The sequence below is a fragment of the Flavobacterium sp. genome (assembly GCF_029945805.1).
GTDB lineage: Bacteria > Bacteroidota > Bacteroidia > Flavobacteriales > Flavobacteriaceae > Flavobacterium.
The window spans coordinates 45871-65850 of sequence record NZ_JAQSDH010000008.1 but is presented as its reverse complement, the minus strand read 5'-3'; the positions used below and the strand labels follow the sequence as shown (position 1 = coordinate 65850).

Annotated in this window: 11 protein-coding genes; 4 read left to right on the top strand and 7 right to left on the bottom strand. The window is 36.2% G+C overall.

What is annotated here, in order from left to right:
• Positions 1-71 precede the first annotated feature (71 nt).
• Complete coding sequence (locus PSU83_RS01815; protein WP_300586059.1) at positions 72-2276, top strand: response regulator; 2205 nt, start codon at positions 72-74, stop codon at positions 2274-2276.
• On the opposite strand, the gene PSU83_RS01810 is transcribed toward PSU83_RS01815, so the two are convergent.
• Both PSU83_RS01810 and PSU83_RS01805 read right to left on the bottom strand, forming a co-directional pair.
• Positions 2273-3529 (bottom strand): DEAD/DEAH box helicase, encoded by a 1257-nt coding sequence (locus PSU83_RS01810; protein WP_300586056.1) that lies wholly within the window; start codon positions 3527-3529, stop codon positions 2273-2275. The genes PSU83_RS01815 and PSU83_RS01810 overlap by 4 nt on opposite strands.
• Before the next feature lie 73 nt (positions 3530-3602).
• Positions 3603-4640: a formimidoylglutamase gene (locus tag PSU83_RS01805; protein WP_300586055.1), complete on the bottom strand. Its 1038-nt coding sequence runs from the start codon at positions 4638-4640 to the stop codon at positions 3603-3605.
• A gap of 93 nt (positions 4641-4733) precedes the next feature.
• Here PSU83_RS01805 and PSU83_RS01800 point away from each other — a divergent pair, with 93 nt between their 5' ends.
• Complete coding sequence (locus PSU83_RS01800; RefSeq protein ID WP_300586053.1) at positions 4734-5618, top strand: hypothetical protein; 885 nt, start codon at positions 4734-4736, stop codon at positions 5616-5618.
• A gap of 63 nt (positions 5619-5681) precedes the next feature.
• Here PSU83_RS01800 and hutI read toward each other — a convergent pair whose 3' ends face one another.
• Entirely contained in the window at positions 5682-6920 is a 1239-nt protein-coding gene (gene hutI / locus PSU83_RS01795) for an imidazolonepropionase (protein ID WP_300586050.1), read from the bottom strand.
• A gap of 68 nt (positions 6921-6988) precedes the next feature.
• On the opposite strand from hutI, the gene corA reads away from it, so the two are divergent.
• The gene (corA, locus tag PSU83_RS01790) at positions 6989-8059 is read left to right on the top strand and encodes a magnesium/cobalt transporter CorA (protein WP_300586047.1); all 1071 of its coding nucleotides are present in this window, start codon (positions 6989-6991) and stop codon (positions 8057-8059) included.
• Positions 8060-8070: 11 nt separating this feature from the next.
• Here the strand turns inward: corA and nhaA are convergent, their stop codons facing one another.
• The 4 genes from nhaA to PSU83_RS01770 all read right to left on the bottom strand — a co-directional run bounded on the left by nhaA (position 8071) and on the right by PSU83_RS01770 (position 19313).
• Complete coding sequence (nhaA, locus tag PSU83_RS01785) at positions 8071-9222, bottom strand: Na+/H+ antiporter NhaA (protein WP_300586044.1); 1152 nt, start codon at positions 9220-9222, stop codon at positions 8071-8073.
• 69 nt (positions 9223-9291) lie between these two features.
• Positions 9292-11238: an OmpA family protein gene (locus PSU83_RS01780; RefSeq protein WP_300586041.1), complete on the bottom strand. Its 1947-nt coding sequence runs from the start codon at positions 11236-11238 to the stop codon at positions 9292-9294.
• 16 nt (positions 11239-11254) lie between these two features.
• Positions 11255-12166, bottom strand: coding sequence for a type IX secretion system membrane protein PorP/SprF (locus PSU83_RS01775; protein WP_300586039.1), 912 nt, complete (start codon positions 12164-12166; stop codon positions 11255-11257).
• 55 nt (positions 12167-12221) lie between these two features.
• Positions 12222-19313, bottom strand: coding sequence for a gliding motility-associated C-terminal domain-containing protein (locus PSU83_RS01770; protein ID WP_300586037.1), 7092 nt, complete (start codon positions 19311-19313; stop codon positions 12222-12224).
• On the opposite strand from PSU83_RS01770, the gene PSU83_RS01765 reads away from it, so the two are divergent.
• A partial coding sequence (locus PSU83_RS01765; RefSeq protein ID WP_300586035.1) for a hypothetical protein occupies positions 19258-19980 on the top strand: 723 nt, incomplete at its 3' end. The genes PSU83_RS01770 and PSU83_RS01765 overlap by 56 nt on opposite strands.

Sequence of the window (19980 nt, the reverse complement as noted above, 5' to 3'; positions counted from 1 at the left end):
ATAGAAAATCCTGAGAAATCAGGATTTTTTTTTGAATAAAAATTTTATATTTGATGCAATTAACTAACCTAATGAACAGAACTAATTTTTTTAGTTTATTCTTGCTATTATTTTTTTGTGTATCCAATGCGTTTTCCCAGGACTACAAAAAAGAAAAAACGGAAATAGAAGCATTGCTGAATCAAGCTGTTGCCGATTTTAACGATGCTAAATTTGATAAGGCACTAGAATCATCCAAACAAGCTTTGATCAATTCCTTTGCTATTAATGACAACTCCTTTATTGCGCAATCCTATAATACCATTGGCGTTATTTACAATGAATGTTCGGATACAAAAAAAGCTATTGAGTTTTACGAAAAAGCACTTAAATACGCCAAAAAAGCCGATAAAGACAAACTCTACAATTGGATATATGGCAATTTAGGAAGTGTTTACTATTTTAATAACATCGATGTTAAAAAAGGAATTACCTATTATAAAAAAGCGCTCCTTTATGCAGATAAACTAAAGGATTCAACTGATATCAAGTATACCAGAATCAACATTGCAGGTGCTTATTTTGCTATTGACAACTATGAAGAAGGCAATAGCTATATTAATCCTATTAAAAATGAGGTGTTGACTAATGGTAGTGAAGAGAATAAAATGTCAATGAATTTACTTTTAGGGATTTACGCTACTAATAGTGATAAAAAATCAGAAGCAGAGCGCTATTACTCAATTGCGGAGAGAATTGCGAATGACAATAAGCTTGATTCGTTTCTAATAAATATTTATGAAAATTGGGTTCGCCATTATAATCATTTCAAGCAACCTGAAAAAGCTGCTGAATTCAAAATCAAATTAGACGCACTTAGTAAAATAGTATACTCGGAAGATAAGTTAAATAATATCAGAAAAGCTGCAGTTCAAATAGAATTGGATGAATATAAAGTACAATTGGAACGAGTTGAAGAGGCTAATGATAGTCATCAAAAGAGTCTTAAAGAATCTAAATTGATTGTAATACTTTTTATTGTTATTTTGATTGTTTTATTGCTTTTATTACTCACATTATATAAAAATATCAAGATACGAGAACAGGCAAATTTCGAGTTAAAACGAGCGTATCAAGAACTACTTCTGGCTAAAGAAAAAGCAGAAGAAGCATCCCAATTAAAATCACAGTTTGTATCTACGATAACGCACGAACTCAGAACACCGCTTTATGGTGTAATCGGAATTACAAATATTATTTTAGACGAACACAAAGAACTAGCACAAAGTCCACATCTAAGGTCTTTAAAATTTTCGGCTAAATATTTATTAGCACTAGTCAATGATATTCTTCAGATTAATAAAATTGAGGAGAAACGAATCGTTTTAGAAAATTTAATTTTTAACCTGGTCGATGAAATCACGACTATAAAAAATTCGGTAGAGTACATTGCGGATAAAAACAATGATAAATTCACTATTGAAATTGATACTGCTATTCCGGAATTTTTGATTGGCGATAAACTTCGTTTGTCACAAATTTTAATGAACTTAGTTAGCAATGCTTTGAAGTTTACTAAAAACGGAGCGGTAAGTATATCTGCTGATCTGAAAAGAACAGAGGGCACTACCTATTTTATCGAATTTAAAGTCAAGGATACGGGAATCGGAATTGCGAAAGAACATCAGTCTAAAGTATTCGATAAGTTTGTGCAAATTGAACGCAAGGAAGAGGATTATCAGGGAACTGGATTAGGATTGTCTATAGTAAGCAAATTGGTTGAATTGTTTGGTAGTAAAATTGAATTAGAAAGCGAGGAAAACATTGGAACCACTTTTTCATTTACTATCGGATTTGAATATGACGAAGATAAATCCAAAGAAATCATCAATAATATTGAAGTTGATTTATCTACCAGTGGACTTTATAATATTCTAGTAGTAGAAGACAATAAAATCAATCAGGTTGTTACCAAAAAAATAATTCAAAGCACTAATATGAGTTGTACTATCGTTGATGATGGTTATGCCGCGATGGTTGCTTTAGATCGAGAGAATTTTGATTTGATTTTGATGGATATCAATATGCCTTTGATTAATGGTTTTGAAACTACACGTAGAATCAGAGAAAAAGGCATTATGATCCCAATAATTGCATTGACAGCTTTTGATAAAGAAGAAGTTACTGAGGAAGCTATTTCAGCGGGAATGAATGATATTATGGTGAAACCTTTCGAGCCGTCAAAACTATTTCAAGTTATTTCCAACCAAATAAAACAAAAAGAAAACGCCGGTTAATACCAGCGTTTTTTATTTTTTTTAGAAGCTTCCGATTTTCTCGAATTTGTCTCTTTTCCTTCTGGTTTCTTCATGTTTCTCAAATCAGGTTTTGCGTCTGGATTTGGTACTTCATCTTTCCACGGATATGGATGATCATTAATAGTTTTTACATTTACCTTTATCAATTTCTGAATGTCTTTCCAATACGGCTCTTCGTCTTTACTGCAAAATGAAATAGAGATTCCACCATTTCCAGCACGACCTGTTCTACCAATTCGGTGTACATAGGTTTCCGGAATATTCGGCAAATCAAAGTTGATTACATAAGGTAAACTTTCAATATCGATTCCACGTGCGGCAATATCGGTAGCAACCAAAACAGAAATTTCCTTGTTTTTGAAACTGTCTAAAACACGTTGTCTGGCATTTTGTGATTTGTCGCCATGTATTGCTTCCGCGTTTACATCGTGCTTTTTCAAGGCTTTCACAACATTGTCAGCGCCGTGTTTGGTTCTAACAAATACCAAAAGATTGTTGAGGTTTTCGTTTCGTATCAAATGGTATAATAAGGCACGTTTGTCTTCTTTACCTACAAAATAAACACGTTGTTCAATTATTTCTGCGGTGGAAGAAACGGGTGTAACCGAAACATACTCAGGTTTATTTAAAAAAGTATCAGCCAATTCACGAATTGCCATTGGCATTGTAGCCGAAAACAGCAAGGTTTGTCTGTTGGTTGGCACTAATTTTACAATTTTTCTAACATCATTGATAAAGCCCATATCCAACATCAAATCGGATTCATCCAAAACCAAATAATGCAAACTGTCAAAATCGATAAAACCTTGTTTGTGCAAATCCAATAATCTTCCGGGAGTAGCAATTAGAATATCGACACCTTTTTTTAGTTGATCTACTTGTGCAAGCTGAGAAACACCACCAAAAATGGTCAATTGTTTCAGATTTGTATACTTTCCGTAGGTATCAAAACTTACGCCAATTTGAACGGCCAGTTCACGAGTTGGAGTCACCACAAGGCAACGAATTTCTTTTTGTTTTTTGGATGAACCTACCATTCGGTGTAGGTTATGAATAATCGGAATAGCGAATGCTGCTGTTTTTCCGGTTCCGGTCTGTGCGCAACCCACTAAGTCTTTTCCAGCTAAAATAAACGGAATCGCTTTTTCTTGAATAGGCGTTGGGCTAGTGTATCCTTCTTCAAAAACAGCTCTTTGAATACTTTTGGATAATGATAAATCTTCGAATAACATAAAATATACTTACTATTAAGTGTAAGTCGCCGCAAAGATAAGCTTTTAAGAATTATGAATTACGAATTACGAATTACAGCAATTCCTTTCTTGATTTTATGAAATCGGTAACCAAATAGCCGATCAGTTTTCCGATGAGGTGATAGTTTTTTTCTTCACCAAGTTCGGGAGCTCCTTCGCAAATATGAAGATAAGAAGCATTTTTATGATTACCAAAAAATGAAACAAACTGACGTAATTCTTCTACAGAAAAACCACTTAAAGTCATAGCACTACTGGCAATATTGGGAATGGCATCCAAATCGATTTCGATTCCATAAGGATCGGTTTTGATAAAATCGAACGCTTTCATGATTTCTGGCAAAAATGCTTTTTGATGACGTACTTTAATTTCATCATAAGTATTGTAGGTAACACGGTCTTCGATTTTCTTTAAACTATCCAGTACATTTTTGGAGGTGTAATTTTCATGTAATCCAAAAATGAAATACTTTTTAAGAAAAGCTTCTTCGTAAGCATACGAAAATCCATTTCCGCTGTGTCTTCCTTCGAGAATTCTAAAATCGGAATGTGCATCGAAGTTGATTGCGTTTATTGGTTCCCCTAATCCAAGTGCAGTTCCTTTAATATTTCCGTAGGCGTTGTTATGTCCACCACCAATAATTATCGGAGTTTTTCCACATTTTACAATGCAGCTTACAATATGAACTACTTCTTTATCAATTTTATCCACTAATAAACTTAATTCCTTTCTATCTGAAGTAGTATGAAAGTCTAAATGTTTAGCAGCTTCCATTTCTTCGCTAACATCAAGTTGTCCAATAATTACAATTTGACTTCCTTTGCAAAAGCGGTTGTGCTGAATATTAGCAATGCTACTTATTGCGCTTGCCCAAGCAGAACTCGCTCCCGGACGTCCATAATTAGCTCGAATGCCCACATCCTCTGGAATTCCGAAAAGCACATATTGTGCATCACACTTTTTTAAATAATCGTGGCAATTTTCTCCTTTAGGAACGGTTAACATTTTTTCACCAAATTTCACCTCTCCACTTCTGTGATTGGTTACTTTAGCTAAATCTGAAATAGTGAACGGAATTAATTTATCCATTTTTATGAAATATTTGTCCAAAAATATAATAAAATTATGTAATTTTCGTTACTCTATTAACTAGTATTACAATTAGTAATCAAAAAAAAACATATGGAAAATCAAAACAGCAATTCAAAATTAAAAGCTATTATAGGAATATTAGCAGTTTTATTAATTGGAAGTTTAATTTATATTTTTAAACTTACCTCAGATGCAAAAACACTTGAAACTACAGTAACTACAGTAACATTTGAAAAGGATTCTGTTTTAAAAGATTTAACAGACTTGAAAACTACTTACGATGCAGCTATTGCTGAAAATACGTCGATGTCTGATGAACTAATTGCTGAAAGAGATAAGGTGGTAAAATTAATTACAGAATTGAAAACCGCTAAAGGAGATAATGCTTCTTTAAGGAAATATAGAGATCAGTACAAAAGCATGGAGCAAAAGATGCAAAATCTGATGCAGGAAGTAGCTGTTTTAAAGACGCAAAACCAGCAACTTACCACTAACTTAGACAGTACGAAAGTAGTTTTAGAAGACAATAAAAAATACAATCAAGTATTAGTTGGACAAAATGAAGAGTTAGCAAAAACCGTTGAAAAAGGTTCTAAACTTACGATTACCAATTTGAAAACAGGTTCTTACAAGTTAAGAAGTTCAGGAAAACAAATCATGACGGATAAAGCCAGCAAAACTGATGTGCTTCTAGTTGGTTTTACAATAGCGGAAAACAAAATTGCTAAATCAGGTGATAAAACGTATTATATCCAAATTATTGATTCTAAGAATAATGTGTTAGGTGAAAAGCAAACGGTAACTTTTGGTGAGAATACTTTAACATACAGTTTTACTACTACAGTTCAATATGAAAATAAGACGGTAGACGTAAAAGAACAATTAAAAGGAAAAGATTTTGCTAAGGGAACTTATTTTGTAAATGTATTTGATAAAGATGAGTTGATCTCAAAAAGCAGTTTCTCGTTGAGATAATCCATAAAATTCAGTTTGATATTTTAGTTTAAAAATCCTCTTGTTGTAAAGCGAGAGGATTTTTTATGCTATAACTTTTCCGTTTATTAACACTAGGTCTATCAAATTACTGGCAAAACAATACGGCAATTCATAAAAAGAATGCAAAGGTTTTGTAATGATAAGATTGGCTTTTTTACCAATAGTTATACTGCCATGAGTTTCGGACAAACCCATTGCATAAGCACCGTTTATTGTAGCGGCATTAATGGCTTCTTCGGGCGTCATTTTCATTTTTACACAAGCTGTTGCCACAACAAAATTCATGTTTCCAGAGGGCGAAGTGCCTGGATTAAAATCTGAAGCTAAGGCGAGAGGCAAACCGGCTGAAATCATTTTACGCGCTGGCGTATAAGGAATATTGATGAAATAGGAGCAACTTGGCAGCGCAACGGCAATGGTTTCGCTGTTTTTCAAAACTTCAATATCATCATTGGTTAGTACTTCAAGATGATCAACACTAAGCGCGTTGTGTTTTACACAGGCGGCAATTCCGTTTATGGTAGTAAATTGATTGACATGTATTTTGGAACGCAAACCATATTTTTGTCCGGCTTGCATTATTTTTTCCGTTTCTTCAACAGAGAAATAACCCGTTTCTAGAAACGTATCAATATAATCTGCTAGTTTCTCTTCTGCGATTTTAGGCAGCATTTGGTTGATTATTAAATCGATGTATCCTGAATGATTTTCTTTGTATTCTAACGGAAAAGCATGGGCTCCGAGAAAAGTGGCTTTAATGGCTATTGGATAATTCTGCGCCAGTTTTTTGATTACACGTAACATTTTAAGTTCGCCATCCACTGTTAGTCCGTAACCCGATTTTATTTCGACCGCCCCAGTTCCCTGACTGATGACTTCTTCTAATCTTTTTTTAGATTGGTTGTAGAGGTCTTCTTCTGAAGTTTCGTTTAATTTTTTGGCCGAATTCAAAATGCCACCACCACGATTGGCAATTTCTTCATAAGTTAAACCATTTATTCTATCCACAAATTCTTGTTCGCGATTTCCGGCGTAAACAATGTGGGTATGACTATCGCACCACGTTGGTAAAACGATTTTGTTCGAAGCATCGATGGTGTTTTCAACGTTTTTTTTAGGACAATTTTCCATTGGACCAAAGTCGGCAATCACATCATTATTTAGTAATAAAAAAGCATTTTTTAAAGTAGGCAAAACAGACATTTCTTTTCCGGAAACTTTGGTAACGGAAATTTCTCTTACCTGCAATAATTCTTTTATGTTGATGATTAGCGTTTGCATACAATGATTTTTGGTAAAAATAGTTCTAAAAAAAGAAATAGTATTAAATTTAGACAAATTTAGAATTCGTGAGAAAAATTAAATATAAAAAAGGAAGAAAAGTTCAGCCGACTTTATTAGAATATACTGGAGTTCATAAGTATACGCAAACTGAAATTCAATTGTTTGTTTACGACGATTTAAATTTGGCGGAATATCATGAATTTGATGTGGATGAAATGGAAAAGCATGCTGATTTCACCAGAACGAATTGGCTCAATGTGCATGGATTGAATGACGTGGAAGTGATAAAAAGCATTGGAGATTATTTGGTAGTGGATAGTTTTATGCTTTCGGATATTTTAAACACAACCAAGCGTACCAAGCTTGATGAATATCATGATACCTTATTTTTTAATCTTAAATCAATTTTACCCGATGAAGATTCGAACAACATCAATGTGGAGCAGATTAGTTTTATGTTAAAAAATGGTATTTTAGTTTCTTTCCAAGAGAAACGAAGTGATTTTTTTACTCATATTCGCGAACGCATACGAACACATTCGGGCATTGTTCGAACCAAAAAGGCGGATTATCTTTTATTTCTTTTATTGGATGCCATTATGGAAAATTTCTATATTACCATTGAATCCGAAGAAGATAAAGTAGAAGCCTTAATTAATTTATCTAAAACAAATACCAATCTTTCTATTTTGGAGCAAATAGAAAAACACCGTGACAATTACAACTTTTTGAAACGCTCTATCATCCCGCTGCGCGATTCATTGTATTCAATTAAAAGCATCAAAGATGATAATGTTTTTAACGCAATTGAATCTAATAATTTTACTTTTTTTGAGCGATTGCATCAAAAATGTTTAGAGCTTTTGGAACAAATTGAATATGATTTGACTACGTTGGATAGTGCCGCAAACTTCTTTTTTTCTTCTCAAAGCCATAAAATGAATGAAGTAATGAAGACCTTAACCGTAGTGTCTGTTTTCTTTATGCCATTGACCTTTATCGTTGGTGTATACGGAATGAACTTTGAAAATATGCCGGAACTGCATTGGCAGTATGGTTATTTTATTATAGTTGGCGTTATGGCTTTATTGCTTTTAGGAATGATATATTATTTTAAAAAGAAGAAATGGTACTAAAGAATTATGATTTAATCTGTATCGATAGCCTCTTCTTTTAAAATAGATCTTAAATAAAGCAAGCCTATTAATCCAGCGACTAGTGAGGAAACTAAAATCATAATTTTAGAGTTATTAATGTGTTCTATATCTGAAAAAGCGAGGAGCGCAATAAAGATTGACATTGTGAAGCCAATTCCGCCAAGGAAACTTACACCTAGAATAGTTTTCCAGTTTAAATCTTCAGGAAGTTCACCTATTTTAAGTTTAACGGATAAATAACTAAAAAGCCATATTCCAACAGGTTTTCCGACGAGCAACCCCAACGCAATTCCTATAGTATACGGATGTTCAAAAGCAGATAGCGATTCAGAACCAAGCGCAATAGCTGTATTCGCTAAAGCAAAGATTGGTAAAATGATAAACGCGATGGGTTTGTGAAGCCAATTTTGTAATAAATAGGATGTTGACTTTTCGTCACCATTTCCAAACGGAATAGCAAATGCTAACAACACACCAGTAATGGTTGCGTGAACGCCCGAATTGAGCATGAAATACCACATGAATACTCCGCATACTAGATACGGAATTAGGTTTCTTACTTTTAATCTGTTTAACACCAGTAGAAAAACAAATATTCCCAGGGCTATTAAAAGATTGCTCCAAATTAAATTTTTAGTATAGAAAATGGCAATGATTAGAATTGCACCTAAGTCATCAATTACAGCTAATGCAGTTAAAAATACTTTTAGTGAGGTTGGAACTTTATTACCTAATAAGGATAAAATTCCGAGTGCAAAAGCAATATCTGTTGCCATAGGAATCCCGGCTCCTGATTGGGTGTCGGTTCCATAATTCAGCATTAAATACAATCCTGCAGGAACCAGCATTCCGCCAATAGCGGCAGAAACAGGAAGCAAAGCATTTTTAAGATTTGATAATTCGCCAATATAAACTTCACGTTCTAATTCTAGGCCAATTAGTAAAAAAAAGATGGTCATTAAGCCATCATTTATCCAATATTCAATAGGATGATTTCCTATTTGAGTATGCCAAAGGTTTACATAATCAGCACTAAAGTAAGAGTTTGCTAATAAAAGGGAAAGAAGTGTACACCCTAAAAGCATCAAGCCACCTGCTTTTTCACTTTCTAAAAAATTACTGAAAAGTTTTGATATCCTCATAGGGCAAATATAAAAAAAAAGTCCCGATTTCTCGGGACTTTTCAGGATTAGATTATAAGGGTCTGCTACTTACATAGCTGTAATCACAAATTGACTTCTTCTGTTAAGTTGGTGCTCTTCTTCAGTACATTGTACTCCGTCTGCGCATTTATTAACCAGTTGTGTTTCTCCGTAACCTTTTGCAGTCAAACGGTCTTTGGTAATTCCTTTGCTCATTAACCAATCTCTTGTAGATTTTGCTCTTCTGTCTGATAACTTGTTGTTATAAGCACCAGAAGCACGGCTATCAGTATGCGAACGGATGTCAATTTTCATTGTTGGATATTGTTCTAATACGTCGAGGATTTTAGCTAAATCAATTGCAGCATCTGGACGTATATTCCATTTGTCTAAATCGAAATAGATTAGGTTGATTCCGAATACATCAGCCAAGTCATCACCAGTTTTTGCTTCTTTTTGAGTTTTTTCAAGCTCAATATTTAGCTCAGTTTTTCCATCAGTTTTCCCGATGATTACTGGAGATTCTTTAGTGTTATACGTTTCAAGAGAAGTTCGTACGTAATATTTTGTGTTACATTCCACTTCAGTGAATTCGTATTTTCCGTCTTTATCAGAAGTAGTTTCTTTAAGTTGTTTGAATTTTTCATCAAAAAGAATCAATTTAGCATTTGGTAAAACTTCTTTAGTTTTCTCATCGGTTACAACACCAAATAGCACTTGTTCGCACCAGATTGGTCTTGTTTCTAAAAACTTGTAGATATCATCATTTCCTTGTCCGCCATCTCTGTTGGAACTTAAAAAACCTCTTTTAGTTTTAGAATCAATGATTAAAGCAAAATCGTCTTTTGGACTATTAGCTTCTTCACCGACGTTTAGCACTTGTTTAAAGTTAAGACTGCCATCTTTAGGGATTCTAGTGATGAAAACATCTAATCCACCAAGGCCTGGTTGGCCGTCAGAAGCAAAGTATAATTCGTTATCATCATTTACTGTAGGATAAGTTTCTCTACCTGGTGTATTAATGGCATCGCCAAGATTTTCTGGCGTACCAAATGTACCATCACCAGTTACAGCTACTCTGTATAAATCAGATTGACCGCGAGTTCCTTCCATATCAGAGGCAAAATATAAAGTCTTACCGTCTGCAGATAGGGCAGGGTGCGCTACTTGATAACTGTCGCTGTTGAATGGAAGAGCCGTTATATTGTTCCAGTTTCCTTGTTTATCCACTTTAGCAGTATAAATTTTCAAAAGCGTCACTTTGCTTGCATCAAAACCTCTTCCGTCAAGGTAGTTGTTTCTTGTAAAGTAAACTGTACCTCCATCTTTAGTAAAAGCTGGAGTATCTTCGTGGTATTTGGTGTTTATTTTTTTACCAAATTTTTCAACTGCACCAAGAGAACCATCTTCTGAAATGGCAGAACTGTAAAGATTAGTGAAATAAGCACCAGTCCAGGTGTGGATTCTTTTAGAGAAGTTTCCAGTGTCACGGGCAGAAGAGAAAACTACTTTTGTACCCATGAATGTCGTACCGTAATCAGAATATTTGGTATTAATACCTGCATTCTCTATTTTGTAACGTCCTGAATTATTTTTGATTTCAGCTAGATAATCTCTGTTTTTAGCAAATAATTGCGCTCTGGTATCGTTACCGCTTTTTTCACCGAACTTGACCATCATGGCATCAGCTTTAGTATAATCTTTGGTAGCTTTAAGAGTTTGAGCAAAACGGTAATAGAATTCTGCTTCTTGATCTGGAGTTGTTGCATACAATTCGTCATACCATTTGTTTGCTTTTTCTAATTCAGCATTGAAGTAGTAAGCATTCCCTATTTTAAGCAACATATCCGGAGATTTATATCCTTTATTGTACATACGCTCATAGGTTTTAACAGCATCAATATAAGCGAGTTTATCGTACTCCTTATTACCTTTTACTTCTCTTTTATTGACTTGTGAATAACTATTAACACATGTTAATGTTATAAGTACTAAGTATATAATATTATTTTTCATAATTATTGTCTTGTTATTAGAAGAATCTAGGTGATACCATTTTACTTACTTTGTTGAACAACTCGAATCTTAAGAAGATCTCATGTGAACCAGAGTTGTAGCTTCTTAATCTTGTAGTTTCCATATCGTAGCTATAACCAACGAATAAACCATCAGTTACTTGAAATCCAGCTAGTGCACTTACAGCAGCATCCCAGCGATATGCACCACCAAGCATTAACTTATCAAAGAACAAGAAGTTTGCTGAAGCATCAACTTGCAGCGGAGCTCCTGTTACAGCTTTCGTTAAAAAAGCGGGTTTGAACTTGATAGAAGGGGATAAATCAAATACATATCCTCCGATAAAGTAGAAATTCATTCTTTCTTGAAAAACAGCTACATCATTATCACTGTATTTTGAATCTTGTAAAAAGTTTGGTACCGATAGTCCTAAATATAATTTATCAGAGTGCAGATAAACTCCAGCTCCAAAGTTAGGAGAGAATTCATTACTGAAATTACTAAGATTAGGGTCATTAGCTTGTGTTGGAGTCAGTTTGCTGGTATCCAAGTTAAACATATTTCCAGAAGCTTTTATACCGAAAGACAATTTGTATTCGTTAGCCATTTGAAGTGTATACGAGATATCGGCTGAAATAGTGTTATCACTAGTTGGTCCAATTCTATCATTTACAAATGACAAACCTACGCCAAGATTGCTATTGCTAATGGGAGTATTTAAAGAGAAAGCATTAGTAACCGGTGCACCATCTAATCCTACCCATTGGGTACGATGCAATCCGAAAATACTCATTACTCCTCTTGATCCTGCGTATGCGGGATTGATATTTACGGTGTTGTACATGTATTGGGTATACTGTGCGTCTTGCTGTGCAAAACCAGTGTAACACGTTAACATCAAAGCGAAAATTAAAATTTTTGTTCTCATATTTTCTATTTTTTATCCTGAGGGTTTTTCAACCCTCAGGAATTAGTAGGGTTTTTTATCTAGTAAGGTATAAATATCCGTCTTTGTTAACAGTTTTTCCTTCAGTTGTTTTGTACTGAATGATATAGAAATACGTTCCGGTTGGCAATTCAGAAGACTTGTCAAGAGTAGCTCTTCCTTCAGAGATACCTTCAAATCGTTTAGAACTGTTGTCATAATTATTAGTTTCAAAAACTAACACTCCCCAACGGTTGTAAATTTCAACTTTATTTGCTGGATAGCAATCAAAGTCTTCAATATTTTCAATGTTAAAGAACTCATTTATTCCATCACCATTTGGAGTGAACGCATTGTGTATTACAATCAATTCACATGGTAAAGCTCCACAATCCGCATCAATTGTCATTTTGATTTCAATTTTTATAGGACATGGTCCACCAATTATAGTATAAGAGAATGCATATACTCCCAATGGATTACCAAAAGCATTGAACGTAGTTCCAGTAAATCCTATTGGAAGGTTGTCTTCGTTCACCCAAACCGCATCAACAGGAATTAATTCAGGATTAGGAAGTAAATCACGTAGGATATAAACTAAATCCTCGTTGATACAACTTCTTTTTACAACTTCAGTTACTAAAGTTACTTGAGTTACATGTAACACTTGAGTGAATGTAGATACATTTCCACAAGCATCAGCTACCGTCCAAGTTCTGATGATATCATAGATACCATTTACTACATCAGTTGTAGTTTCTGTGAATACAGGCGTACCAACAGTTGTACAATTATCTGTGAATTGTAATGTAGGTATTGCAGGTATGTCGTTACAGAATACTTGTAATTTACTATCTAAATCACCTACTAGAATAGGTCCAGCTGTATCAGACACCGTAATGTTTTGCGTTACTGGATTATTGCTATTTCCACAAACATCAGTAGCGATCCAAGTTCTTACTATTGTATAGTTAGATGGACAAGATCCTGCTAAAGTAGTTTCTGTCATAACAACAGTCGCCGTTCCACAGTTGTCTGTTGCAGTCAACACCGCTGGAGCTGGAATGGTATCACAGCTTGCAGTAGTATCTGCTGGAGTAGCTTGATCAAAAGTTGGAGCAATAGTATCATTAACAGTAATTGTTTGTGATACGGAAGATGTATTGTTACATGCATCAACAAATGTCCAAGTTCTAGTTACAACGAATGAATTAGCACATGATCCAGGAACTGTTGTATCAACACCTGATACCGTTATGGCACCATTACAGTTGTCTAAAGCAGTAAGTGTAATCATTTCAGGAACTTCACCAATACAACTAGCAACAGTTGAAGCTGGAGCCGCTGGTATTACCGGTGCAATGTTATCGATTACGTTAATAGTTTGGATTTGTGGGGCTGCTGCGTTACCACAAGCATCAACCAAAGTCCAAGTACGTGTAATCACTTTAGAACCAGCACAAGTACCGTCAGCAATGCTGTCCGTAAATGTAGCTTGTAATCCAGTTGAGCAGTTGTCTGCTTCGTTAGTTACATCACCCGTTATTGCTACAGAAGAATCGAAAGTACAATCTGTTCCAGTTGATATTGTAATATCAGTAGGTGCAGTGAAGGTAGGCGCGATATTATCTGTTACTGTAATTATTTGTATTTGAGGAGCTGCTGCGTTTCCACAAGCATCAACCAAATTCCAAGTACGAGTGATCACTTTAGATCCAGCACAAGTACCATCAGCAATGCTGTCTGTAAATGTAGCTTGTAATCCAGTCGAGCAGTTGTCTGCTTCGTTAGTTACATCACCAGTTATTGCTACAGAAGCATCGTAAGTACAATCAGCAGTTGTGAATATTTCAGTATTCGCAGGCGCAGTGAAGGTAGGTGCAGTGTTATCTGTTACCGTTATAGTTTGTGTTTGAGTAGCTGCTGCGTTTCCACAAGCATCAACCAAATTCCAAGTACGAGTAATTACTTTAGAACCAGTACAAGTACCATCAGCAATGCTGTCTGTAAATGTAGCTTGTAATCCAGTCGAGCAGTTGTCTGCTTCGTTAGTTACATCACCAGTTATTGCAATAGACGCATTGAAAGTACATGTTGCCGTTGTGAATATTTCAGTATTCGCAGGAGCAGTGAATGTAGGAGCCGTGTTATCTGTTACAGTAATTGTCTGTGTTTGAGGAGCTGCTGCGTTTCCACAAGCATCAACTAAATTCCAAGTACGAGTAATCACTTTAGAACCAGGACAAGTACCGTCAGCAATGCTGTCCGTAAATGTAGCCTGTAGTTCAGTTGAGCAGTTGTCTGCTTCGTTGGTTACATCACCAGTTATTGCAACAGATGCATCATAAGTACAAGTTGCTGTTGTGAATATTTCAGTATTCGCAGGCGCAGTGAACGTAGGAGCAATGTTATCTGTTACAGTAATTGTTTGTGTCTGAGTTGCTGCTGCGTTACCACAAGAGTCAGCTAGAGACCAAGTACGAGTAATAACTTTAGAACCAGCACAAGTACCATCAGCAATGCTGTCCGTAAATGTAGCTTGTAATTCAGTAGAGCAGTTGTCTGCTTCGTTGGTTACATCCCCCGTTATTGCTACAGACGCATCGAAAGTACAAGTTGCCGTTGTGAATATTTCAGTATTCTCAGGCGCAGTGAAGGTAGGAGCAATGTTATCTGTTACCGTAATTGTTTGTGTTTGAGAAGCTGCTGCGTTTCCACAAGAGTCAACTAGAGACCAAGTACGAGTAATAACTCTAGATCCAGCACAAGTACCGTCAGCAATGCTGTCTGTAAATGTAGCTTGTAATCCAGTCGAGCAGTTGTCTGCTTCGTTAGTTACATCACCAGTTATTGCAATAGACGCATTGAAAGTACATGTTGCCGTTGTGAATATTTCAGTATTCGCAGGAGCAGTGAATGTAGGAGCCGTGTTATCTGTTACAGTAATTGTCTGTGTTTGAGGAGCTGCTGCGTTTCCACAAGCATCAACTAAATTCCAAGTACGAGTGATTACTTTAGCACCAGGACAAGTACCGTCAGCAATGCTGTCTGTAAATGTAGCCTGTAATTCTGTTGAGCAGTTGTCTGCTTCGTTAGTTACATCACCAGTTATAGCTACAGACGAATCGAAAGTACAAGTTGCCGTTGTGAATATTTCAGTATTCGCAGGTGCAGTGAATGTAGGTACGATATTATCTGTTACCGTAATTGTTTGTGTTTGAGAAGCTGCTGCGTTTCCACAAGCATCAACCAAATTCCAAGTACGCGTGATCACTTTTGATCCAGTACAAGTACCATCAGCAATGCTATCCGTAAAGGTAGCTTGTAACACAGAACAATTGTCTGCTTCATTAGTTACATCGCCAGTTATTGCTACAGAAGCATCGAAAGTACAAGTTGCCGTTGTGAATATTTCAGTATTCGCAGGTGCAGTGAAAGTCGGAGCTGTAGTATCTTCAATAATGAAAGTAGCGGATGATGTTGCACTATTATTACAAGCATCCGTTGCAGTAAATAGTACAGTTACAGCTGTAGAACAATCATTTGCAATAGAACTGAAATTATTAGACCAAGTTACAGTAGAACAATTATCTGCTGCAATCGCTCCACCATTAGAATTCAACCATGATTGAAGAGCATCTGTTGTTCCATTACCACATTGTACAATTAAGTTTCCAGCTGGTGTGGTGAATATAGGTGCAGTGTTATCTGATACCGTAATTATTTGTGTTTGAGGAGCTGCTGCGTTTCCACAATCATCAACCAAATTCCAAGTACGAGTAATCACTTTAGAACCAGTACAAGTACCATCAGCAATGCTGTCTGTAAATGTAGCTTGTAATCCAGTAGAACAATTGTCTGCTTCGTTAGTTACATCGCCAGTTATTGCTACAGAAGCATCGAAAGTACAAGTTGCCGTTGTGAATATTTCAGTATTCGCAGGCGCAGTGAAAGTAGGTACGATATTATCTGTTACCGTAATTGTTTGTGTTTGAGAAGCTGCTGCGTTTCCACAAGCATCAACCAAATTCCAAGTACGCGTGATCACTTTAGATCCAGTACAAGTACCATCAGCAATGCTGTCTGTAAATGTAGCTTGTAATTCTGTTGAGCAGTTGTCTTCTTCGTTAGTTACATCACCAGTTATTGCTACAGAAGCATCGAAAGTACAAGTTGTCGTTGTGAATATTTCAGTATTCGCAGGAGCAGTGAAAGTAGGTACGATATTGTCTGTTACAGTAATTGTTTGTTTTTGAGTAGCTGCTGCGTTTCCACAAGCATCAATCAAATTCCAAGTACGAGTAATTACTTTAGATCCTGTACAAGTGCCGTTAGCAACGCTGTCTGTAAATGTAGCTTGTAATTCTGTTGAGCAGTTGTCTGCTTCATTAGTTACATCACCAGTTATAGCAATAGATGCATCGAAAGTACAAGTTGCAGTTGTGAATATTTCAGTATTCGCAGGCGCAGTGAACGTAGGAGCAGTGTTATCTTCAATTGTAAATGTAGCAGTGCTAGTTGATTTATTATTACAATCATCTGTAGCTGTAAAAATAACAGTTACGTTACCAGTACTTCCACAACCATCGCTTAGAGCAGTAAAGTTGTTTGACCAAGTTACATTAGAGCAAACGTCTGAAGCAACAGCTCCACCATTTGAGGCTAACCATGCAGTTAAAGCAGCTTCTGGACTACCATCAGCACTACATTGTACAGTTAAATTAGATGCAGCCGTGTTAATACTTGGCGCAATTGAATCATTAATTGTGAATGAAGCAGTTGTTGGTGTTCCGTTACCAGCATCATCTGTAGCTGTAAATGTTACAGTAGCTGTACCAGTGTTTCCACAATCATCAGTTAAACCAGCGAAGTCATTAGACCACGTTATATCCGAACATGTATCTGTAGCAGTTGCACCTCCATTAGAAGCTAACCAAGCAGCTAGAGCAGCAGCATTACCACTACCATCACATTCTACAATTGATGGAATTGCTGGAGTAACCACTGGAGGAGTGTTATCAACAACATTTATAGTAACTGTTGCTTGATCGCATACATTTGGTAATAATACGTTACAAATTTGGTATGTGTATGTATAGCTTCCTATAGCCACGCCACTTGTAAAGTTGATGTTTCCGTTGGCAGCAATTGAAATATTTGGATAATTTCCAGTTAATATAGTTAAAGAAACTTGAGTAGCTGCATTTGTATTTACAGGTTGACCTCCTAAAGTATCATTACTAAGGATATTACCAGTAATAGCAGTAACATTACAAGAGACTCCACTGAACACATCGTCAACAGCTTTAATTAATGGCGTAGCAGTACATGTTGGGCAATCAGGATTGATTGGACAAGTAGTACAAGGTGTTGGATCCGTAGAAGTTCCAGTTACTGATGGTCCTGTTGGAGCCGTTCCAGTAGCTGTCGCTAAGTTGAATACTACCCCCGCATCGATATCAGCTTGATTAATAATGTGAACCGCAGTAAATGCAGTTGAGTTCGAAGCTCCAACCGCAAGAGTTGCTAAAGAACCTGTTACTACCGCATTGTTATCTGTTACCGTAATATTGGTAAGCGTTACGTTTCCAGTATTTGTTACAACAAAGTTATAAGTAACCGTATCACCAGGATTAGTAACTCCAAACGGAGCAGTAGTGTCTTGGTAAGTACCATCTTTAGTAATAGCGATAGATGGAGTTGGTGTCAATGGCGTAGCAGTACATGTTGGGCAATCAGGATTGATTGGACAAGTCGCACAAGGCGTTGGATCCGTAGAAGTAGCTGTAACAGGAGCTCCAATTGGAGGCGTACCAGAAGCAATAGCTAAATTATAAACCGTTCCAACATTTATATCATTTTGAGTAATTGTATACGTTGCAGTTGCAGTACCAGATTGACCAGGAAGTAACGTACTTGGAGAAACCGCTAAGTTAATAGAGTTAGTTAAAGCATCATTTACTACAACACCAGTAAGGGTTGTGTTACCTGTATTTGTTACGACAAAGGCATAAGTAATAATATCACCAGGATTAGTTACACCAATTGGCGCTGACGAATCTACATACGTTCCATCTTTAGTAATTGCAATAGATGGCGCTTGAACAAAAATAGTTACAGTCGCTGTATCACAGTTAGTAAGAGGATTTAAAACATCACATATTTGGTATACTAATGTATAAGAACCAGCAGGCGTTCCCGGAGCTACTATTACGTCAGCGCCAGAAAGCGTAATGCCTGGATTTGTAGAAGATACGAAAGTGATAATTACTTGCGAAGCTAAAACTGGTATGTTATTTAATGTATCGTTAACAAGTACGTTTGTAAATGAAGTACCACCTGCACTACCAAGTATTGGATTACCTTGATCATCATTAGCGATGATTAGGGCCGAAGTCACAGGAACAGTAACTATGGCAGTTGAACAAATACAAGTTGCAGCAGCACCACAAATTTTATAAGTTAAGGTGTAATTCCCTGCAGGAGTTCCAGCGGCAACAACGACATTAGTTCCAGATAATGTAACTCCAGCATTAGTTGAAGATACAAATGAAATACTAACTTGTGAACTAGTTACGAAATTTCCGTCTAGAGTGTCATTTACTAATACATTAGTAAAAGATATTCCACCAGACAAACCATTAATAGTATTTCCTGAATCATTATTGGCAATTAATACTGCAGCACTAACGTTTATTGTTTGTGATGCTGCACTAGTGTTATTACAAAGGTCTTTAGCAGTCGATGTTCTGGTAACTGAATACGAACCATCACAATTTGGAACTGTAGCAACATCTTCAAAGGTTAAAGTTACATCACTACAGTTATCAGTAGCTACAGCCTGTTGGAATACAGGTGTCGAACTATAACCTATTGTAGTAGTAGATGGCAAACTAGCAAATGTTGGAGGTAAACTGTCATCGACAGTTATTGTTCTTGAAACAGAAGCTAAAACTCTACCACAACTATCAGTTGCTGTCCAAGTTTCTGTAACTTTTCCGTTGCAATATCCAGGTGTTGTAACTGTAAATGTTGATAAATTTGATGTACCGTTTACCAAACAATCACCGTTTAATCCATTAGAAAATGGAATTGTGCTGGCAGCTGGTAAAGAACCACATGTTACAGTTATAGCAGCAGGAGCCGACATTGTTGGTAAATCAGTAGGGCTAACTGTAATTATTCTTGATACTGAAGCTAAAGCTCTACCACAACTATCTGTTGCAGTCCAAGTTTCAGTTACCGTTCCGCCACAAGCAGAAGGAGTTGCTGAAAAAGTAGAAGTATTTGAAGTTCCAGTTATTGCGCAAGCACCAGTTAATCCATTGCTGAAAGAAATAGTACTTGATGCTGGTACTGAACCACAAGCTACCGTTATAGCAGCAGGAGCAGTCATTGTTGGCAGTGCAGCAGGACTTACAGTGATTATTCTTGATACTGATTCTAAAGCTCTACCACAACTATCCGTTGCAGTCCAAGTTTCAGTTACTGTTCCACCACAAGCAGAAGTTGTAGTTGAAAAAGTAGAAGTATTTGAAGTTCCAGTTATTGCGCAAGCACCAGTTAATCCATTGCTGAAAGAAATAGTACTTGATGCTGGTACTGAACCACAAGCTACCGTTATAGCAGCAGGAGCAGTCATTGTTGGCAGTGCAGCAGGACTTACAGTGATTATTCTTGATACTGATTCTAAAGCTCTACCACAACTATCCGTTGCAGTCCAAGTTTCAGTTACTGTTCCACCACAAGCAGAAGTTGTAGTTGAAAAAGTAGAAGTATTTGAAGTTCCAGTTATTGCGCAAGCACCAGTTAATCCA